This window comes from Algoriphagus sp. SE2, from assembly GCF_039563885.1.
Taxonomy (GTDB): domain Bacteria; phylum Bacteroidota; class Bacteroidia; order Cytophagales; family Cyclobacteriaceae; genus Algoriphagus.
The window spans coordinates 1-15,407 of the sequence record NZ_JBCLWJ010000025.1 but is presented as its reverse complement, the minus strand read 5'-3'; the positions used below and the strand labels follow the sequence as shown (position 1 = coordinate 15,407).

Below are 15,407 nucleotides of genomic sequence, written 5' to 3'. Positions count from 1 at the left end.
GTGTTTGGGCAAACGATCCTCCTCGGATCCCAATGTCTGCCTATACTCCAGTCACGCCTCTTTGCCTTACATTTACTCCAGGCACAAAAGATAGAACCTCTTGTAAACTCCTCGCAGGAGTAGTTTCTAGCTCTTGCTTATCTATCAGTGTGATTTTTCTACTTTGCTTTGAAAATGGAATTTGGATCCTGTTTTCTTGAATAATTACCTCATCAAGATTTTGGGTGATGGTGTCATTTTGAGCTTTGAGACTTAAAAAAATCCCAAAAACCAAAATACATAAGAGTATTTTTTTCATATGAATTTTTAAAAACCCAACCCAAAGAACAGGTGAAAATAGGCGAATTACAACTTTCATTTACTGTGAAAGTAAGTTAAACGAGAGTTTGTCCTGAAAAAACAAACTGGCATAACCAAAGGTTATTCCTAATTTAGGCGCCTGTTATTTAAAATTAGTATGAAAAGAAAAATTATAGTATCACTTCTTATTGCAGGGCTCGGTTTTGCAGAGGTGACAAATTTATTTGCCCAGGAAGTAAAAGAAAATAATCAAAAAGAATTTGGTGAGTTTACTGACCGTCGAGGGACTTTTTCCAGAACAGCCTCAGGAAAACCGGGTGTCGGATATTGGCAAAATGCTGCCGATTATGAAATCGAAGCCACCTTAGATGATCAAGCACACACGCTCACAGGGAAAGTCACCATGACTTATACAAATAATAGTCCGGAACAACTGGATTTTATTTGGATGCAGTTGGAGCAAAACAGATTTACAGAAGATTCAAGAGGTACTTTAACCACTCCGATTCAAGGTAATCGCTACAATGGCGATACTGATGGCGGCTTTGATATCAGTAATCTGGAAGCAAAAGTTGGTTCAAAAGGAACTGCTTCAAACAAATATATTATCTCTGACACCAGAATGCAGGTTTGGTTTCCAGAACCTATTCCTTCAAAAGGTGGGAAAGCTACCGTTTCTATGAATTTTTCTTTTAAGATTCCGGAAAAAGGAATGGATAGAATGGGAAGGTTGGACGTGGAAGATGGAACAATATATGCCTTGGCGCAATGGTACCCGAAAGTTGCAGTATTTGATCAGATCGAGGGATGGAATGTGGAGCCATATTTGGGAGCTGGAGAATTCTATTTAGAATACGGGGATTTCGATTATAAAATTACAGTTCCTTATGATCACATTGTTGTGGGGTCTGGGGAGTTACTAAACCCTAAAGAGGTATTGAGTAAAGAACTTCAGGAACGCTATGCTAAGGCAAAAGAAAGTGATGAAACAGTTTATTTGGTTTCACCTGAGGAAATAGGGAATACTGAGTTGACAAGACCTAAGCAAGATGGAGTTGTGACTTGGCATTTTTCTATTCAAAATAGTAGAGATATAGCATTTGCTTCTTCAAAGGCCTTTATTTGGGATGCTGCAAAAATCAATCTGCCAAGTGGGAATAAAGTCTTAGCTCAATCAGTTTATCCAAAAGAGTCTAATGGACAAGAAGCTTGGTCGAGGTCTACCGAATATTCTAAAGCTTCAATTGAACACTACTCTCAAAAATGGTTTGAGTTCCCATATGCAACGGCAACTAATGTTGCTGCTGAAATTGGTGGAATGGAATACCCCGGATTAAATTTTTGTCATTACAGATCAAAAGGTGCTAGCCTTTGGGGAGTAACCGATCATGAATTTGGACATAATTGGTTCCCTATGATTGTTGGTTCTAATGAAAGAAGATATGCCTGGATGGATGAAGGGTTTAATACATTCATAAACCATTACAGTACGCTTGAATTTAACAATGGGGAATATCCTTCCAATCTTAATCAAAGCAGAAGGTATTTAAACTATTTTAATAGCGAGACAAGAGAAGGAATTAATACGTATCCCGATGTAGCCAATACCTCTAATTTGGGAATGGTAGCGTACAATAAGCCGGCTTTCGGTTTGTACATGTTGAGAGAGTATATTTTAGGTCCAGAGAGATTTGACAATGCTTTCAAATCTTACATCAAAACTTGGGCATATAAACATCCACAGCCGACTGATTTTTTCAATCATATGGAGAATGTAGGAGGGGAGAATCTTTCTTGGTTTTGGCAAGGATGGTTTTATGGAAATGGAAATATTGATATAGGCATAAATGGTGTATTCCCTTATGCAGGAAATTATTTGGTGAGTCTATCCAATAAAGGGGACATGCCAATGCCTGTATTACTTGAGGTCACTTATGAAGATGATTCTAAAGAGCAATTCACTTTGCCCGTAGAAATCTGGCAAAGAGGTGATACATGGAATTACTTAATCAAGACGACCAAAAAAGTAAAGGCGGTAGTGATAGATCCAGAAAAAATCACTCCGGATATAAATATTGCAAATGATAGTTGGCCGCAAAAAATCTATGATAACTAAACTCAAAAGCCCGGGATTGATTAATTCCGGGCTTTCTTTTTTAATAAGTAGAATCAATAATCATCATTTATTTCTAGCCACATGCCATCAGGATCTTGAATATAAATCTGTCTGATGCCGTCTACGCGGATGGTAACCTTCCCTTTTTCGCCTACCCAGCTTTCGAAAGGATAATTAGTTTCTTGAAGCGTTTTGATAAATGAATCCATGTCTTCCATGCTAAAGCAAAGGTGATTTACTTTGGATATTTGGGTAGGTACATTTGGAGCTTCAATAATATGTAGAGCTGCTCCACCACCTATGTCATACCAAGCATGTAAGCCATCTTTAAATGGTTCTTCAATTTCCTTGAGCCCAACTATATTTTTATAAAATTCTTTACTTGTTTCAAGATTGGAAACATGCGCTGCGATATGATTGACTTTAATCTGGGCTGCTGTGCTCATAATAATTCCCGAAAATAAAAGGAAGGTTAAAAGATGTTTCATTGGATTTTGGATTTATGATAATACGGTATTTACTCAATTATATAGCTGATATATTTCCAAGGTCATGTTTTTATAAAAAGATTGAAAGTAAAATCGGATATAAAAAAAGAGCAACTCTTTCGAATTGCTCTGATTCTTAAAATTTAATGGAATTTATTCTTCTTCCTTTACGTTACTGAGATCTTTTGCTAATGCAATTTGCTCTGCTTGATCAAAGAGTTTTAAAGCTTGAACATACACTTCATTGATATCGTTAACGACCATGTAGAATGCACTATCATCATATAATTGACGACCAAGATGTGCCTTAACTAAGATTTTTAAATACTCCTTGGATTTTTCAAAATCTGCTTCGTCAAACTTCACCTTGTTTTTCTCACCAATGGCAATCAATTCTTTAAGCATCGCGTCTGAAACTTCAAAATTTCCCCGGTATTCCTCTACAGGCATATTCTCAAACTTTGATTTGTTATCATTAGCATATTCAAGAACAAACTCTCTATTAGAATCTGAATTGAATAATCTATTTATATAGGCGCTGCTCATAGTTGTATCCAATGGCACGAAGTAATCAGGCATTATTCCACCACCACCATAGACAGCTCTGCCTTTCAGTGTTTCATACTTCAAACTATCATTAAACTTGATACTATCTGCAGAGAAAAATTCACCATGCTCATACCTCTTGGTAAAATCCCTTTCGTAGTCCTCATAATTGGCACCATAAGGCTTTTGAATGGATCTACCTGAAGGAGTATAGTATCTTGCGATGGTTAATCTAAGTTCTCCTCCGTCAGAAAGATCAATTGGTAATTGGACCAAACCTTTTCCGAATGACCTTCTTCCTACGATTAACCCTCGATCATTATCTTGAATTGCTCCAGCAAGAATTTCAGAAGCAGAAGCACTTCCTTCGTTTATCAGGACAATTACCGGACCTTCTTCAAACAACCCTGGTTTATAAGCAAATGCTTTTTGACTGTATTGATCTACTTTTCCTTCTTGTGAAACAATTAGAGCTCTTTGCCCTAAAAGTTCGTCTGCCATATTAATGGCAGCGCCCATATATCCACCGGGATTTCCCTGCAGGTCAACAATCAGTTTTTTCATTCCTTTCGATTTTAAATCCTCAATGGAAGACTTAAACTCATCATAGGTAGTTGCTGCAAATCGAGTGACTTTTATATACCCAATTTCATTATTTACCATGTAGGAAGCATTAATGCTATACTGAGGGATTTTGTCTCTGGTAATTTCATAAGGAATCAATTCGTCTTGATTTTTCCTTTTGATATCAACTTTTACTTTTGACCCTTTAGGGCCTCTCAATAAATCAAAAACATCTCTGTTTGTAACACCAATTCCAGCAACTGTTTTACCATCAACTGCGATTATTTGATCTCCTGATTGAATACCTAATGCCTCGGATGGTCCGCCTGTTAGTGGCGCCACCACATAAATTGTATCTCGTATGATTCCAAATTCTACTCCAATACCATCAAATTCTCCATCAAGTTGCGATTGTGCTAAAGAAGCATCCCTGGCCGGAATATAACTTGAATGGGGGTCCAGATTTTCAAGCATCTTCGTGATTCCATACTCTACTAATTCATTGGTATTGACACTATCAACGTAATCCCTGTTGATATATGTCATGATTTCCTGCATCTTGTAAAGTGCGGCTCTTAGATCATTTTGATTGCTTTTAGGCTCAGCAAATGTAGCTCCAATCCAGATGCCCGCTGAAATAGCCAGTGCGAGAATAATTGGAAGCCTGATTTGTGCCTTTGTGTTTTTAGTATCGCTCACGTCTTTTCCTATCTTTATTTATTGCTAATTAAATGTAAACTAGCGCAATTGGTTAGTGTTTAAAAGAGTCTTTTTATAAAGTTAACGAATGTTTATACGAGGGGATACGATAATGAATCATTTTATTATCCTTTTTTATGTTAAAAAAAATTATTTTTGTGATATGGGAGCTGAAAGTGAATATAACAAAGCTTTAGTAGGTGATTTAGTGTCCGAAAACTATGTTTTCGCATCTGTGTTGCACTACTTTGGGATCAGTTTCTATCAATATCAAACTCAATCATTAGAAGAGGTTTGTAAAAAACATAAAGTTCATCCAAACCAACTCATTGCAGAGCTGGAGTCTTGGGCACTAAGGAAAGAGCCTACCAATGAGGAATTATATCTTAATCCTATAGAAGTTTTGGTAGCATATCTTAAAAGGAAGCATTATTATTTTGTAAGGCAGGAGCTTCCTTTTTTAGCGAACATTATTTCTGGTATCAACCCCGAGCCTGAATATTCTGCTTTGATGGCAGATTTACGAATCATGTTTCCGCTATTCGTTGAAGATTTCATTCATCACATTCATGAGGAAGAAAATAGACTTTTCAAAAGAATTGAATTACTTCAGGATGTGGAGGCAGGGAGCTATAGTTTGGTCGATGCCTTGAAAATTTTAGAGCGAGATCCTGTTCATTTATTGGCAGATGCGCATGAAGTACACGATGATGAAATGGAGGGGATCCGCAAACTGACTACTGATTATACCCTACCCCAAGAGGCGCCTTTAACGATGAAGGTGTTGTATCACGAGCTTCAGAATTTTGAAACTGAACTCACTATACATGCTCAAATTGAGGATGAATTACTTTTTCCGAAAGCTATTCAGTTGGAACGTGAAGCTCTTCGCAAAATCCGCAATAAAATCAGGACAAACTGATGCCAAGAATATTAGCAATTGACTTAGGAACCAAACGAACAGGTTTGGCTGTTACTGATCCGCTCAAGATGTTGGCAAATCCATTGGAGACAATCGAAACACCTAGACTATTAGAGTACATCAAGACTTATATTCTAAAAGAAGAAGTAGACACAATAGTTTTAGGATTTCCAACCAGACTGAATGGAAAAGATAATGAAATGACTCCAAAAGTCTTGGCGATGAAAGAGACCTTGGAGAAATCTTTTCCAGCTCAAAAAATTGAACTAATTGATGAAAGATTTACTTCTAAAATGGCAATGCAAAGTTTGATAGCTATGGGAAGTAAAAAGAAGGATAGGCGGGAAAAGTCCGGTAATCTCGACAAGGTTAGTGCAGCAATTATTTTACAATCGTATTTAGAAAGACAATGATTTATCCTATAGTAGCCTACGGAAATCCTATTTTGAAAAAGGAGGCAGAGGAAATAAACGAGGGAACAGCGTTAGATGGCATGATCAAAGACATGTTCGCCACAATGGATAATGCTAGTGGAGTTGGTTTGGCTGCACCCCAGATCAATCAAGGAGTAAGACTTTTTGTAATAGACAGTACCCTAATGTTGGATGAAGAAGATGAAGAAAAAGGAATTCGGAAAGCCTTTATAAATCCGATTATTTTAGATGAATATGGTGATGATTATAGCTTTGAAGAAGGCTGCTTAAGTATACCTGAAGTAAGAGCGGAGATTACCCGGCCTGAAAAACTTACCATCGAATATTTTGATGAAAATTGGAAGTTACATGAAGAAGAGTTTTCCGGTATGACTGCCCGCGTGATACAACATGAATATGATCATTTGGAAGGGATCTTGTTTGTTGATTACCTGAAAGGCTTGAAAAAGCGATTGGTTCAGTCAAAGCTAATAGATGTCAGCAAAGGTAAAGTATCCACAGATTATAGAATGATATATCCGCTCAGATGAGCAAATCTCCCCAGTTAAAAATCGCCCTGATACAATCCGATCTTTATTGGAAAGATAAGACGGCTAATCTTGCTATGCTCGAAGAGAAAATCTGGGAGATAAAAGAATCTGTTGACCTTATCATCCTTCCGGAAATGTTTCCGACTGGATTTAGTATGGATGCGAGTGAGCTTGCTGAGCCGATGAATCTTGGCATCTGTAAATGGATGAAACAAATGGCAGCTCAAACAGGATCAGTCATTACGGGAAGTGCTATAATTACCGAGAAAGGGAATTATTTTAACAGACTACTTTGGGCGACTCCTCTTGGCCAGATTCTGCATTATGATAAAAGACATTTATTTAGAATGGCTAAGGAGGATGAAACTTTTTCATCTGGTAAGGAACGTCCCATATTCAACTTAAAAGGCTGGAAAATCTTTCCTCAAATATGTTATGATTTGCGTTTCCCCGTATTTTCTAGAAACACTTGGGAGGGAGGGGAGGCAACTTACGATTTTATGTTTTTTGTGGCCTCTTGGCCTGCTGTTAGAACCTCAGCTTGGGATGCACTCTTACCGGCTAGAGCAATAGAAAATCTGTGCTATGTAGCTGGAGTGAATAGGGTTGGAAAAGATGGGAACGGGATTGATTATTTAGGTCATTCAGGAGTTTTCGATTTTAAAGGGATTGAGCTTTCTCAAACTGAGAAAGAAGTTGAAAAAACCGAAATTTTTCAGTTGGAAGCAGCTGTTCTTGAGTCCTACAGACAAAAATTTCCTGCCTGGCGGGATGCTGATGCTTTTAAAATCCGGTAAATTCAAGTGATGAAGGGCTTAACACATTATATGAATCGGATTTGAAACAAGGATATTTTCTGTAATTTAGCCGCAATATTTTCTGACCCTGTTTTTCTTGAGTTTCCTGTTTTGAAAATTGAGATTATGAAATGGAAATTTATGCCATTTCTTTAAATTGGGGTCTTAGCACTCTTTTTAAGAATCCAGATCAAACCATGAGTAATCAAACTCCAAAAATCCTTTACACCCTGACAGACGAGGCACCAGCTTTAGCCACGTATTCTTTACTTCCCATCGTTCAGGCATTCACTAGTTCTGCTGGTGTTCAAGTCGAAACCAGAGACATTTCCCTTTCGGGAAGAATTATTTCAAGTTTTCCGGAATATCTCAAGCCTGAACAAAGGATAAATGATGCATTGGCTGAATTAGGTGATATCGCAAAAACACCAGAAGCTAATATTGTAAAGCTCCCAAATATTTCCGCATCAGTTCCTCAGTTGAAAGCTGCAATTAAAGAACTCCAAGAAAAGGGCTATGCACTTCCTGACTATCCAGAAGAGCCAAAAACTGAAGAAGAAAAATCAATCAAGACAAAATATGATAAGGTTAAAGGCTCTGCAGTTAACCCAGTTCTGAGAGAAGGAAACTCTGATAGAAGAGCTCCTCAAGCGGTTAAGGCTTATGCCAGAAAGCACCCACATTCTATGGGTAAATGGACTGCAGACTCCAAATCTCATGTAGATAGCATGTCTGAAGGAGATTTCTATGGAAGTGAAAAGTCTCATACAATGACTAATCCTGCAACAGTTTCCATAGAACTGACAAGGAAAGATGGAAAAAAAGAGATTTTAAAATCAGGTTTAAAGTTATTGGAAGGAGAAGTGATTGATGCCTCTACTTTAAGTGTTTCTGCGTTGAAAACTTTCCTCAAAAAGGCAAAAGCTGATGCAAAAGCCAAGGGTGTGTTGTTTTCAATTCACATGAAAGCAACTATGATGAAGGTTTCTGATCCGATTATTTTTGGACATGCAGTGAAAGTATTCTTCGAACCTGTATTCACAAAACATTCTGCGACATTTGAGCAGCTTGGAGTTGATGTAAATAATGGTTTTGGTGATTTGCTTGCAAATATTGAAAAACTACCCGCTGAGAAGAAAGTAGAAATTCTTGCGGATATTGATGCTTGCTATGCAGATAGTCCTGATTTGGCGATGGTGAACTCTGATCGAGGAATCACAAACCTACATGTACCTAGTGATGTAATCATTGATGCCTCTATGCCTGCTATGATTCGTACTTCAGGCCAAATGTGGAATAAAGAAGGGAAATCCCAAGATACCAAAGCAGTGATTCCTGACAGAAGCTATGCGGGCGTTTATCAAGCTACTATTGATTTCTGTAAGAAGCATGGAGCTTTTGACCCCTCAACTATGGGGAGTGTTCCAAACGTAGGCTTGATGGCTCAAAAAGCTGAGGAGTATGGCTCTCATGATAAAACTTTTGAAATTTCTGGTGATGGTGTAGTGGAAGTGATTGACGAAAATGGAGTTGTAATTCTTTCTCATCCTGTTGAAAAAGGTGATATCTGGAGAATGTGTCAGACCAAGGATGCCCCAATTCAAGATTGGGTAAAGCTTGCAGTGACAAGAGCTAGATTGTCTAATACACCTGCAGTTTTCTGGTTAGATCCTAAAAGAGGGCATGATCAAGAGTTAATCAAAAAAGTAAATACTTATTTATTGGATCATGATACAGAAGGATTGGATATTCGTATCATGTCTCCTATAGAAGCTACGAATTTCTCATTGGCAAGAATCAAAGAAGGTTTGGATACCATTTCTGTCACTGGAAATGTATTAAGAGATTATCTTACCGACTTATTCCCAATCTTAGAAGTAGGAACAAGTGCCAAAATGCTTTCTATTGTGCCTCTAATGAATGGTGGAGGTTTATTTGAAACCGGTGCTGGCGGATCCGCTCCTAAACATGTAGAGCAATTTGTGAAGGAAGGTCACTTGCGTTGGGATTCACTGGGTGAATTCTTGGCTTTGGCTGTTTCTTTGGAACATTTAGGTCGAACGTTCCATAATGATAAAGCCTTATTACTAGGAGAAACACTTGATGTGGCAACTGGGAAGTTTTTGGAAAATGATAAATCGCCAGCAAGAGTTGTAGGTAAATTAGATAATAGAGGAAGTCATTTTTATTTGGCTCTATATTGGGCACAAGCTTTGGCCGATCAAAATAAAGATGCTGACTTGAAGGCTAAATTTACTCCACTTGCAAAAGCCTTAACTAAGAATGAGGAGCAGATTGTGACAGAACTTAATGGAAGCCAAGGAACTCCTCAAAATATCGGTGGATATTATAAATTGAATGAGGAACTGGTTTCGACTGCTATGAGACCTAGTGCTACTTTAAATGCTACTCTGGCAAGCTTGAAGTAAAGTTAATTTATTAGAGAAGCCCTGAATCCAACTTTGGTTCAGGGCTTTTTTTATTCCTCCTCAAATGATACCTGATGTTGCTTTAAAAATTCCTTAATCACAGCAACATGAATACATTCACCTAAATGGATAAAGGAGTAATCATTTACTTTTTTTTCTTTCCCGTGGGCGATAATTGATTTTTCCTCTATATCAAATCCCAAATGAAGATGTTTGGTTCGGCTTTGCATGCCGATAACTTTACCTTCAGAGTCAAATAATGGCCCACCGCTTTGACCTCTTAAGCCTGGGGTACTCATTTCGATCCCGTATACTTTCCCACTTTTATCGCCTAGAAACCTGGTAAGCATACCTTCAATAGGAAAGCGGGGAGATCTTGCATTTCCTTTTGGAATCCATTCCAATACATTTTTTTCAAGATTTAGATGAAAGTTGGAAAATTCAGGAAAAGGGAATCCCAGTCGACAAAGCATTTCACCTGGATGAATAGAACTTGAATTTTTTAGAAATCTTGGAATATTGGGATAAAGTTTTTTAGTGAACCCTTCAAATTTAATAAGAGCAAGATCGTAATCGGGATGCGTATGGATTTTAAGATTTTTGATTTGATCAACACAGTCCACAAAGGTTACTCGCATCTCGGAAATCGTATCCGAATTTAAATTAAGTTGATAAGCGAGTTGGTTTGGTTGGTTTCCCTCCCGATTTCCTTTCAAATATTGAGAATAAACTTTATTGATTTTGTCTGCTTGAGAAAGCCATTGAGCGACATGCTTGCAGGTTAATGCATAACCATCATCATTCACAAAAAATAAAGTAGCAGAACCTCTTTGTACATGTTGGGCTTCAAAATTTCTAGATATCGTATGAATGGCACGGGTAAAACCCGCTACTTCTTGAATTGCTTTTGCAAACATTTAATTTTTTTTATCCCAAAATAGCCATTTCCAATGAAAAAGAGATTTTAGACAATTTTGAATAAAATTTATTCTGAATTCGAAATCGATTGATTTTTAAAATCTGGGCATTCTGTTTTCCTTGAGATGCAATCTGTTTGGGCTAGCCAAATATTTATAATAACTTAGCCCTCCCTCAGCCATTTTTAGCCAAAAGAGGCATGCCTGAAGGAGAAGTTTGAAAATTCAAACCTATACGCTAATCAATAATTATTATGAGCAAAATTAAAGTTGGAATTAATGGATTCGGAAGAATCGGTCGACTAGTTTTTAGAGTGGCCCAAGAAAGAGAAGATATCCAAGTGGTGGGTATCAATGACTTGATCGATGTAGATTATATGGCATATATGCTAAAATATGATTCTACACATGGCCAATTCAAAGGTACTGTGGAGGTAAAAGACGGTATGTTGGTAGTCAATGGCAATGCTATCAGAGTTACTTCTGAAAGAAGCCCAGCAAATCTTAAATGGGGTGATGTTGGTGCTGAATATATTGTAGAATCAACAGGCTTGTTTTTAACCAAAGAAACAGCTCAGGGGCATATCGACGCAGGTGCGAAGAAAGTGATCATGTCAGCTCCTTCTAAGGATGACACTCCAATGTTTGTAATGGGTGTAAACGAAAGTTCTTACACTTCTGACATGGTATTTGTATCTAATGCATCTTGTACAACAAACTGCTTAGCTCCGATTGCAAAAGTATTAAACGATAACTTTGGAATTGAAGAAGGCTTGATGACTACAGTTCATGCTACTACCGCAACTCAGAAAACGGTAGATGGTCCGTCTGCAAAAGATTGGAGAGGTGGACGTGGAGCTGGCCAAAATATCATTCCATCATCTACAGGAGCTGCCAAGGCTGTAGGTAAAGTAATCCCTGAATTGAATGGTAAATTAACTGGTATGGCGTTTAGAGTTCCGACTCCAGACGTTTCTGTAGTTGATTTAACAGTTAGATTGAAGAAGCCAGCTTCTTACACCGAAATATGTGCAAAAATGAAAGAAGCTTCAGAAACTACCATGAAGGGAGTTCTAGGTTATACTGAAGATGCTGTCGTTTCTAATGATTTTATTGGAGACCCAAGAACATCCATTTTTGATGCTGGAGCAGGAATTCAACTTTCTGAAACTTTTGTGAAAGTTGTTTCTTGGTACGATAACGAGTGGGGGTATTCCAACAAAGTAGTTGATTTATTGGCCTTTATTGCCAAAAAATAAATAATAGAAATAGCCGGTTTTAGACCGGCTATTTTTTTTTAAAGATCATTGATAAAACTAGTTAGGGTTTAGATTACGTTTATTCTGTAAACAGAAAATGTCATGAAAATACCATTCTTTCCACTCAAACTAGTTGCTTTTCCTGGAGAGGAACTCAATCTCCATATTTTTGAGCCAAGATATAAGCAGTTGATTCAGGATGTTGAAGCGAGTGGGATGACTTTTGGAATCTGTGTCTATAATGAGAAATTGACGGGTTTTGGGACGGAAGTAAGGTTAGATGCAGTCCATAAAAGATATGAGGATGGAACTGTGGATATCAGAACAAAAGGTGTTAGAGTCTTTGAAATCAAAAACTTTGAAAATCCGCTGGAAGGAAAGTTATATGCAGGAGGAGAAGTAGAATTATTAGAAGATGATTTAACTCTTTCAAATGTTATGCATTTCGAATTTCTGCTTCACTTAAAGGAAATGCTTTACTTACTTGGTCACCGGGTAGAAGTTATTCCTGATGAGACCACATCCTTTACTTATGCCCATAAAATCGGATTAAAGTTTGAGGAAGAGATTGAACTTTTAAGGATGCCATCCGAAACATTAAGGGTGGAGTTTTTGATAAATTATTTCAAGAGGATGATTCCAGCTATTAAAGCAATAGAAAAAGCGAAGGAGAAAATCCGTCAAAATGGACATTTCAAGCATTTAGACCCATTAGATTTTTGATTAGGATTCATCTTGAGAAATTTTTTGAATCCGCATTAGGTCATCTGTACCTTGTAATATTTTGTTCTTAAGAATAGGATTAAAATCTGGATTATCGTTCAGGAATTTAATTACCTGATCTGCGGCTTCTTTAGAAGTATATTGGCCTACCGTTGAGCTTATCCATCGTTTTGGGAAGAAAATGTCTCCTGTCTTTTGTATCTCTTCCAGAAGAGTCAAAGAAAGTGGAACCAGCTTGATGCTGTTCTTTTGATGAAGTGGGTGATGTATATAACCGCAGGCTGCTAATACCCATGACTCTTTTTCTCGATTTGAGGCTTCTTTAAAAGACTCGAATAAGGAATTTCGATCACTTTCATTTTGTGAAAGTGCAGGCCTTAAGAAATCAAATCGGTTTAGTTTGTCTGGATTAGTAATTCTTTCTCTTTCTTTATCGAGGATTCCTTCTGAATCAGGATGGCCATAAAGAGCCAAAGTCATCGCCAAACTTGTGAAATTATCAGGATTTAGTTTTAGATCTTTCACCTCGTATTTTTTGGACCAAACATCAAAAAGTCTTTCTTGGCCTTTTTCTGAGTAAGCGATTCCGCTGTATAATGAAAATAAACTCTTCTTGATATTAGTCGGTAAATCTGTATTTAATTTTTCCCAAAGTTGATTTTCCAATTCAGGGAGAATTTTATTTCGGCTATTTTCATCTAGGTATGTCCAAAATAGATTATTGATTTCTGAAGCCAATAATCTTACTAAAATCTCATTGCTTTCAGAGGCTAACCCATTTCTATATATCTTAATGGCTTCTGCTGCTGAAATATTTCCTAGTAGCGTATTTTCATAAAGGTTAATATAACTTTGGCCCCGCATTACCTCATTATCCAATAGTGGAATTTGGTTTAAATAATCTTCCTTAATAGGAAAAACGCCATACCCCAATCCATTGCTATTGTAAAGAATTGACTCAGGTGTTTCCTTTCCTAATACTTCCTCAATGGAAATCCTAGGTTCGTTTAAATTAATAGAGAAAGTTTCTTGATGGTTCGGATAGAATAAAGTGATTTCAAATAGCTGAGGCCAAATCTTATCTGAGCCATCTTCCGCTTCTTGAGAAATTGTGAAGGAAGTTATGTTTCCTTCTTGATCTGTTATGATCTCCTCCGAAATTATGGGCCTACCCGTTTGATTAACCCAAACCGAGCTCCATTTCTGTAGATCAATTGAACTTTCCTGGTCCAAAATCTCTACTAAATCATTCCAATTGGCATTCCCATTCGCAAATTTCTTGATGTAATTCTGGATTCCTTTTCTAAAAGCCTCTTCTCCTATTGTGGTTTCCAGTTGCCTCATCATAATTGGTGCTTTATTATAGATGATACTTCCGTATAAAGACCCGGCGTCTTTTAGATTAGGAAGGTTTTGTCTAATAGGATTTGTTCCTGGAGTTCTGTCTTCTCCATAGGCAGAAGGATAATTTGAAGTCAAAAAAGCTAGTTCATGATTAATTTCAGGATAGTTTGGATTGACAATTTTACTGGCCATAAAACCTGCAAATACTTCTTTCATCCATACATCACTAAACCATTCTATAGAAACTAAATCCCCAAACCACATATGGGCAGTTTCATGTCCTATCAATTTTGCTCTACTTAATAGCTCTGAATCAGTTGCATTTCCATCTAATAACAAAGCTGATTCTCGATACTGAATTGCTCCCACATGTTCCATTCCACCATATTGGAAAATCGGTATGGTAGCGAAATCTAACTTTTTAAAAGGAAAGGGATAGTTCGTATATTTTTCTAAATACGCTATTGATTTCCTGTGAAGTGAAAATACTTCCGGGATACTTGCCTCTATTTTATCTGAGTTTGTTTCTCTGTAAAGCATTCTTTGTGTGAAGACATTGTCTGAAGTTGCTTCTTTGAAATCTCCGACAACAAAAGAGAATAGGTAGGTGCTCATCAGATCTGATTTTTCAAATTCATGAGTTGTAAAATCCCCTTTGGAAAATGAATTAATTTCAGGTGCACCCGCCAGTACTTTCCACTCTTTTGGTGCAGTAATAGTTAAGGTGTATTTGGCCTTTAAATTGGGTTGATCTAAACAAGGAAATAGAGTGCTTGCTCTATCAGGAACTAAAAGTGTATAAAGAAAATCGTTATTTCTATTTAAGGATAGATCTCCAGCGGTGAAGTCAATTTCTATGTTATTAGAGCCTTTGTCGAGATAGTTTTGGTCAATAATGATATGTTCTGATTCATGTCTAATTTCTATACTTTTTCCATTTACCTGGATTGATTTTATGTTTTCAGACTTTTCATTAAAATCTAGGATAAGTGGATGCTCAATGGTGGATAGAATTAAGTCCAATTTTAAAATTGAATGAATTCCTGCGTCTTTTTCTTTTGGGATTGAAAAATTCAAGTCATAATGAATATCTGAAATTTGTTTTTTTCTGAATTGAGCAAGCTCTAAAGAAATGCCGGGATCGAAAAAATGTGCATCTGGTTCGTAGTTGGAGCAAGAAGTAATACCGAGGATCAGAATTAGTAAGAAGAACAGATTTTTCATGTTTCAACAATCCATATAAATCCAATAATTCGCATGTGAAAATCCTCGAATAGTAATTTGAATGATTCTGAAATATCCAAAAATAAGAAAAGCAGACCATCCCTAGTCTGCTTTT

The 15,407-nt window shown here is 37.1% G+C and carries 13 protein-coding genes; 8 read left to right on the top strand and 5 right to left on the bottom strand.

Going from position 1 to position 15,407, the window contains the following annotated elements:
• Positions 1–40: 40 nt before the first annotated feature.
• Positions 41–298, bottom strand: coding sequence for a TonB-dependent receptor plug domain-containing protein (locus tag AAGF08_RS19175; protein ID WP_343513020.1), 258 nt, complete (start codon positions 296–298; stop codon positions 41–43).
• Positions 299–457: 159 nt separating this feature from the next.
• Between AAGF08_RS19175 and AAGF08_RS19170 the strand changes: the two genes are divergently transcribed.
• The gene (locus AAGF08_RS19170; protein WP_343513019.1) at positions 458–2,416 is read left to right on the top strand and encodes a M1 family metallopeptidase; all 1,959 of its coding nucleotides are present in this window, start codon (positions 458–460) and stop codon (positions 2,414–2,416) included.
• A 53-nt stretch (positions 2,417–2,469) separates the two neighbouring features.
• Here the strand turns inward: AAGF08_RS19170 and AAGF08_RS19165 are convergent, their stop codons facing one another.
• Both AAGF08_RS19165 and AAGF08_RS19160 read right to left on the bottom strand, forming a co-directional pair.
• Entirely contained in the window at positions 2,470–2,904 is a 435-nt protein-coding gene (locus tag AAGF08_RS19165; RefSeq protein WP_343513018.1) for a VOC family protein, read from the bottom strand.
• Between the two features lie 153 nt (positions 2,905–3,057).
• A complete protein-coding gene (locus AAGF08_RS19160) occupies positions 3,058–4,713 on the bottom strand; it encodes a S41 family peptidase (RefSeq protein WP_343513017.1) in 1,656 nt (551 codons plus the stop codon).
• Positions 4,714–4,876: 163 nt separating this feature from the next.
• On the opposite strand from AAGF08_RS19160, the gene AAGF08_RS19155 reads away from it, so the two are divergent.
• The 5 genes from AAGF08_RS19155 to AAGF08_RS19135 all read left to right on the top strand — a co-directional run bounded on the left by AAGF08_RS19155 (position 4,877) and on the right by AAGF08_RS19135 (position 9,825).
• Positions 4,877–5,635 carry a hemerythrin HHE cation-binding protein gene (locus AAGF08_RS19155; protein WP_343513016.1) on the top strand — a complete coding sequence of 253 codons (759 nt, stop codon included), beginning with the start codon at positions 4,877–4,879 and terminating at the stop codon, positions 5,633–5,635.
• Complete coding sequence (gene ruvX / locus AAGF08_RS19150; protein WP_343513015.1) at positions 5,635–6,048, top strand: Holliday junction resolvase RuvX; 414 nt, start codon at positions 5,635–5,637, stop codon at positions 6,046–6,048. Before AAGF08_RS19155 ends, ruvX begins: the two co-directional genes overlap by 1 nt.
• Complete coding sequence (def, locus tag AAGF08_RS19145) at positions 6,045–6,599, top strand: peptide deformylase (protein ID WP_343513014.1); 555 nt, start codon at positions 6,045–6,047, stop codon at positions 6,597–6,599. Before ruvX ends, def begins: the two co-directional genes overlap by 4 nt.
• Positions 6,596–7,396, top strand: a complete 801-nt coding sequence (locus AAGF08_RS19140; RefSeq protein ID WP_343513013.1) for an amidohydrolase — start codon at positions 6,596–6,598, stop codon at positions 7,394–7,396. The genes def and AAGF08_RS19140 overlap by 4 nt, the downstream gene beginning before the upstream one ends.
• 197 nt (positions 7,397–7,593) lie before the next feature.
• Positions 7,594–9,825, top strand: coding sequence for an NADP-dependent isocitrate dehydrogenase (locus AAGF08_RS19135; RefSeq protein ID WP_343513012.1), 2,232 nt, complete (start codon positions 7,594–7,596; stop codon positions 9,823–9,825).
• Between the two features lie 50 nt (positions 9,826–9,875).
• Here the strand turns inward: AAGF08_RS19135 and AAGF08_RS19130 are convergent, their stop codons facing one another.
• Positions 9,876–10,742, bottom strand: a complete 867-nt coding sequence (locus tag AAGF08_RS19130) for a serine protease (protein ID WP_343513011.1) — start codon at positions 10,740–10,742, stop codon at positions 9,876–9,878.
• 254 nt (positions 10,743–10,996) lie between these two features.
• Between AAGF08_RS19130 and gap the strand changes: the two genes are divergently transcribed.
• Both gap and AAGF08_RS19120 read left to right on the top strand, forming a co-directional pair.
• Positions 10,997–12,001 carry a type I glyceraldehyde-3-phosphate dehydrogenase gene (gap, locus tag AAGF08_RS19125; protein ID WP_343513010.1) on the top strand — a complete coding sequence of 335 codons (1,005 nt, stop codon included), beginning with the start codon at positions 10,997–10,999 and terminating at the stop codon, positions 11,999–12,001.
• Between the two features lie 102 nt (positions 12,002–12,103).
• Positions 12,104–12,724 carry an LON peptidase substrate-binding domain-containing protein gene (locus tag AAGF08_RS19120; RefSeq protein WP_343513009.1) on the top strand — a complete coding sequence of 207 codons (621 nt, stop codon included), beginning with the start codon at positions 12,104–12,106 and terminating at the stop codon, positions 12,722–12,724.
• On the opposite strand, the gene AAGF08_RS19115 is transcribed toward AAGF08_RS19120, so the two are convergent.
• Positions 12,725–15,292: a M1 family aminopeptidase gene (locus AAGF08_RS19115; protein ID WP_343513008.1), complete on the bottom strand. Its 2,568-nt coding sequence runs from the start codon at positions 15,290–15,292 to the stop codon at positions 12,725–12,727.
• Positions 15,293–15,407: the final 115 nt, after the last annotated feature.

Excerpts from the sequence above, each read along its gene's own strand:
- gap (WP_343513010.1), top strand. The coding sequence starts at position 10,997 with ATGAGCAAAATTAAAGTTGGAATTAATGGATTCGGAAGAATCGGTCGA.
- AAGF08_RS19155 (WP_343513016.1), top strand. The coding sequence starts at position 4,877 with ATGGGAGCTGAAAGTGAATATAACAAAGCTTTAGTAGGTGATTTAGTG.
- AAGF08_RS19140 (WP_343513013.1), top strand. The coding sequence starts at position 6,596 with ATGAGCAAATCTCCCCAGTTAAAAATCGCCCTGATACAATCCGATCTT.
- def (WP_343513014.1), top strand. The coding sequence starts at position 6,045 with ATGATTTATCCTATAGTAGCCTACGGAAATCCTATTTTGAAAAAGGAG.
- AAGF08_RS19115 (WP_343513008.1), bottom strand. The coding sequence starts at position 15,292 with ATGAAAAATCTGTTCTTCTTACTAATTCTGATCCTCGGTATTACTTCT.
- AAGF08_RS19175 (WP_343513020.1), bottom strand. The coding sequence starts at position 298 with ATGAAAAAAATACTCTTATGTATTTTGGTTTTTGGGATTTTTTTAAGT.
- AAGF08_RS19130 (WP_343513011.1), bottom strand. The coding sequence starts at position 10,742 with ATGTTTGCAAAAGCAATTCAAGAAGTAGCGGGTTTTACCCGTGCCATT.
- AAGF08_RS19120 (WP_343513009.1), top strand. The coding sequence starts at position 12,104 with ATGAAAATACCATTCTTTCCACTCAAACTAGTTGCTTTTCCTGGAGAG.
- AAGF08_RS19170 (WP_343513019.1), top strand. The coding sequence starts at position 458 with ATGAAAAGAAAAATTATAGTATCACTTCTTATTGCAGGGCTCGGTTTT.
- AAGF08_RS19165 (WP_343513018.1), bottom strand. The coding sequence starts at position 2,904 with ATGAAACATCTTTTAACCTTCCTTTTATTTTCGGGAATTATTATGAGC.
- ruvX (WP_343513015.1), top strand. The coding sequence starts at position 5,635 with ATGCCAAGAATATTAGCAATTGACTTAGGAACCAAACGAACAGGTTTG.
- AAGF08_RS19135 (WP_343513012.1), top strand. The coding sequence starts at position 7,594 with ATGAGTAATCAAACTCCAAAAATCCTTTACACCCTGACAGACGAGGCA.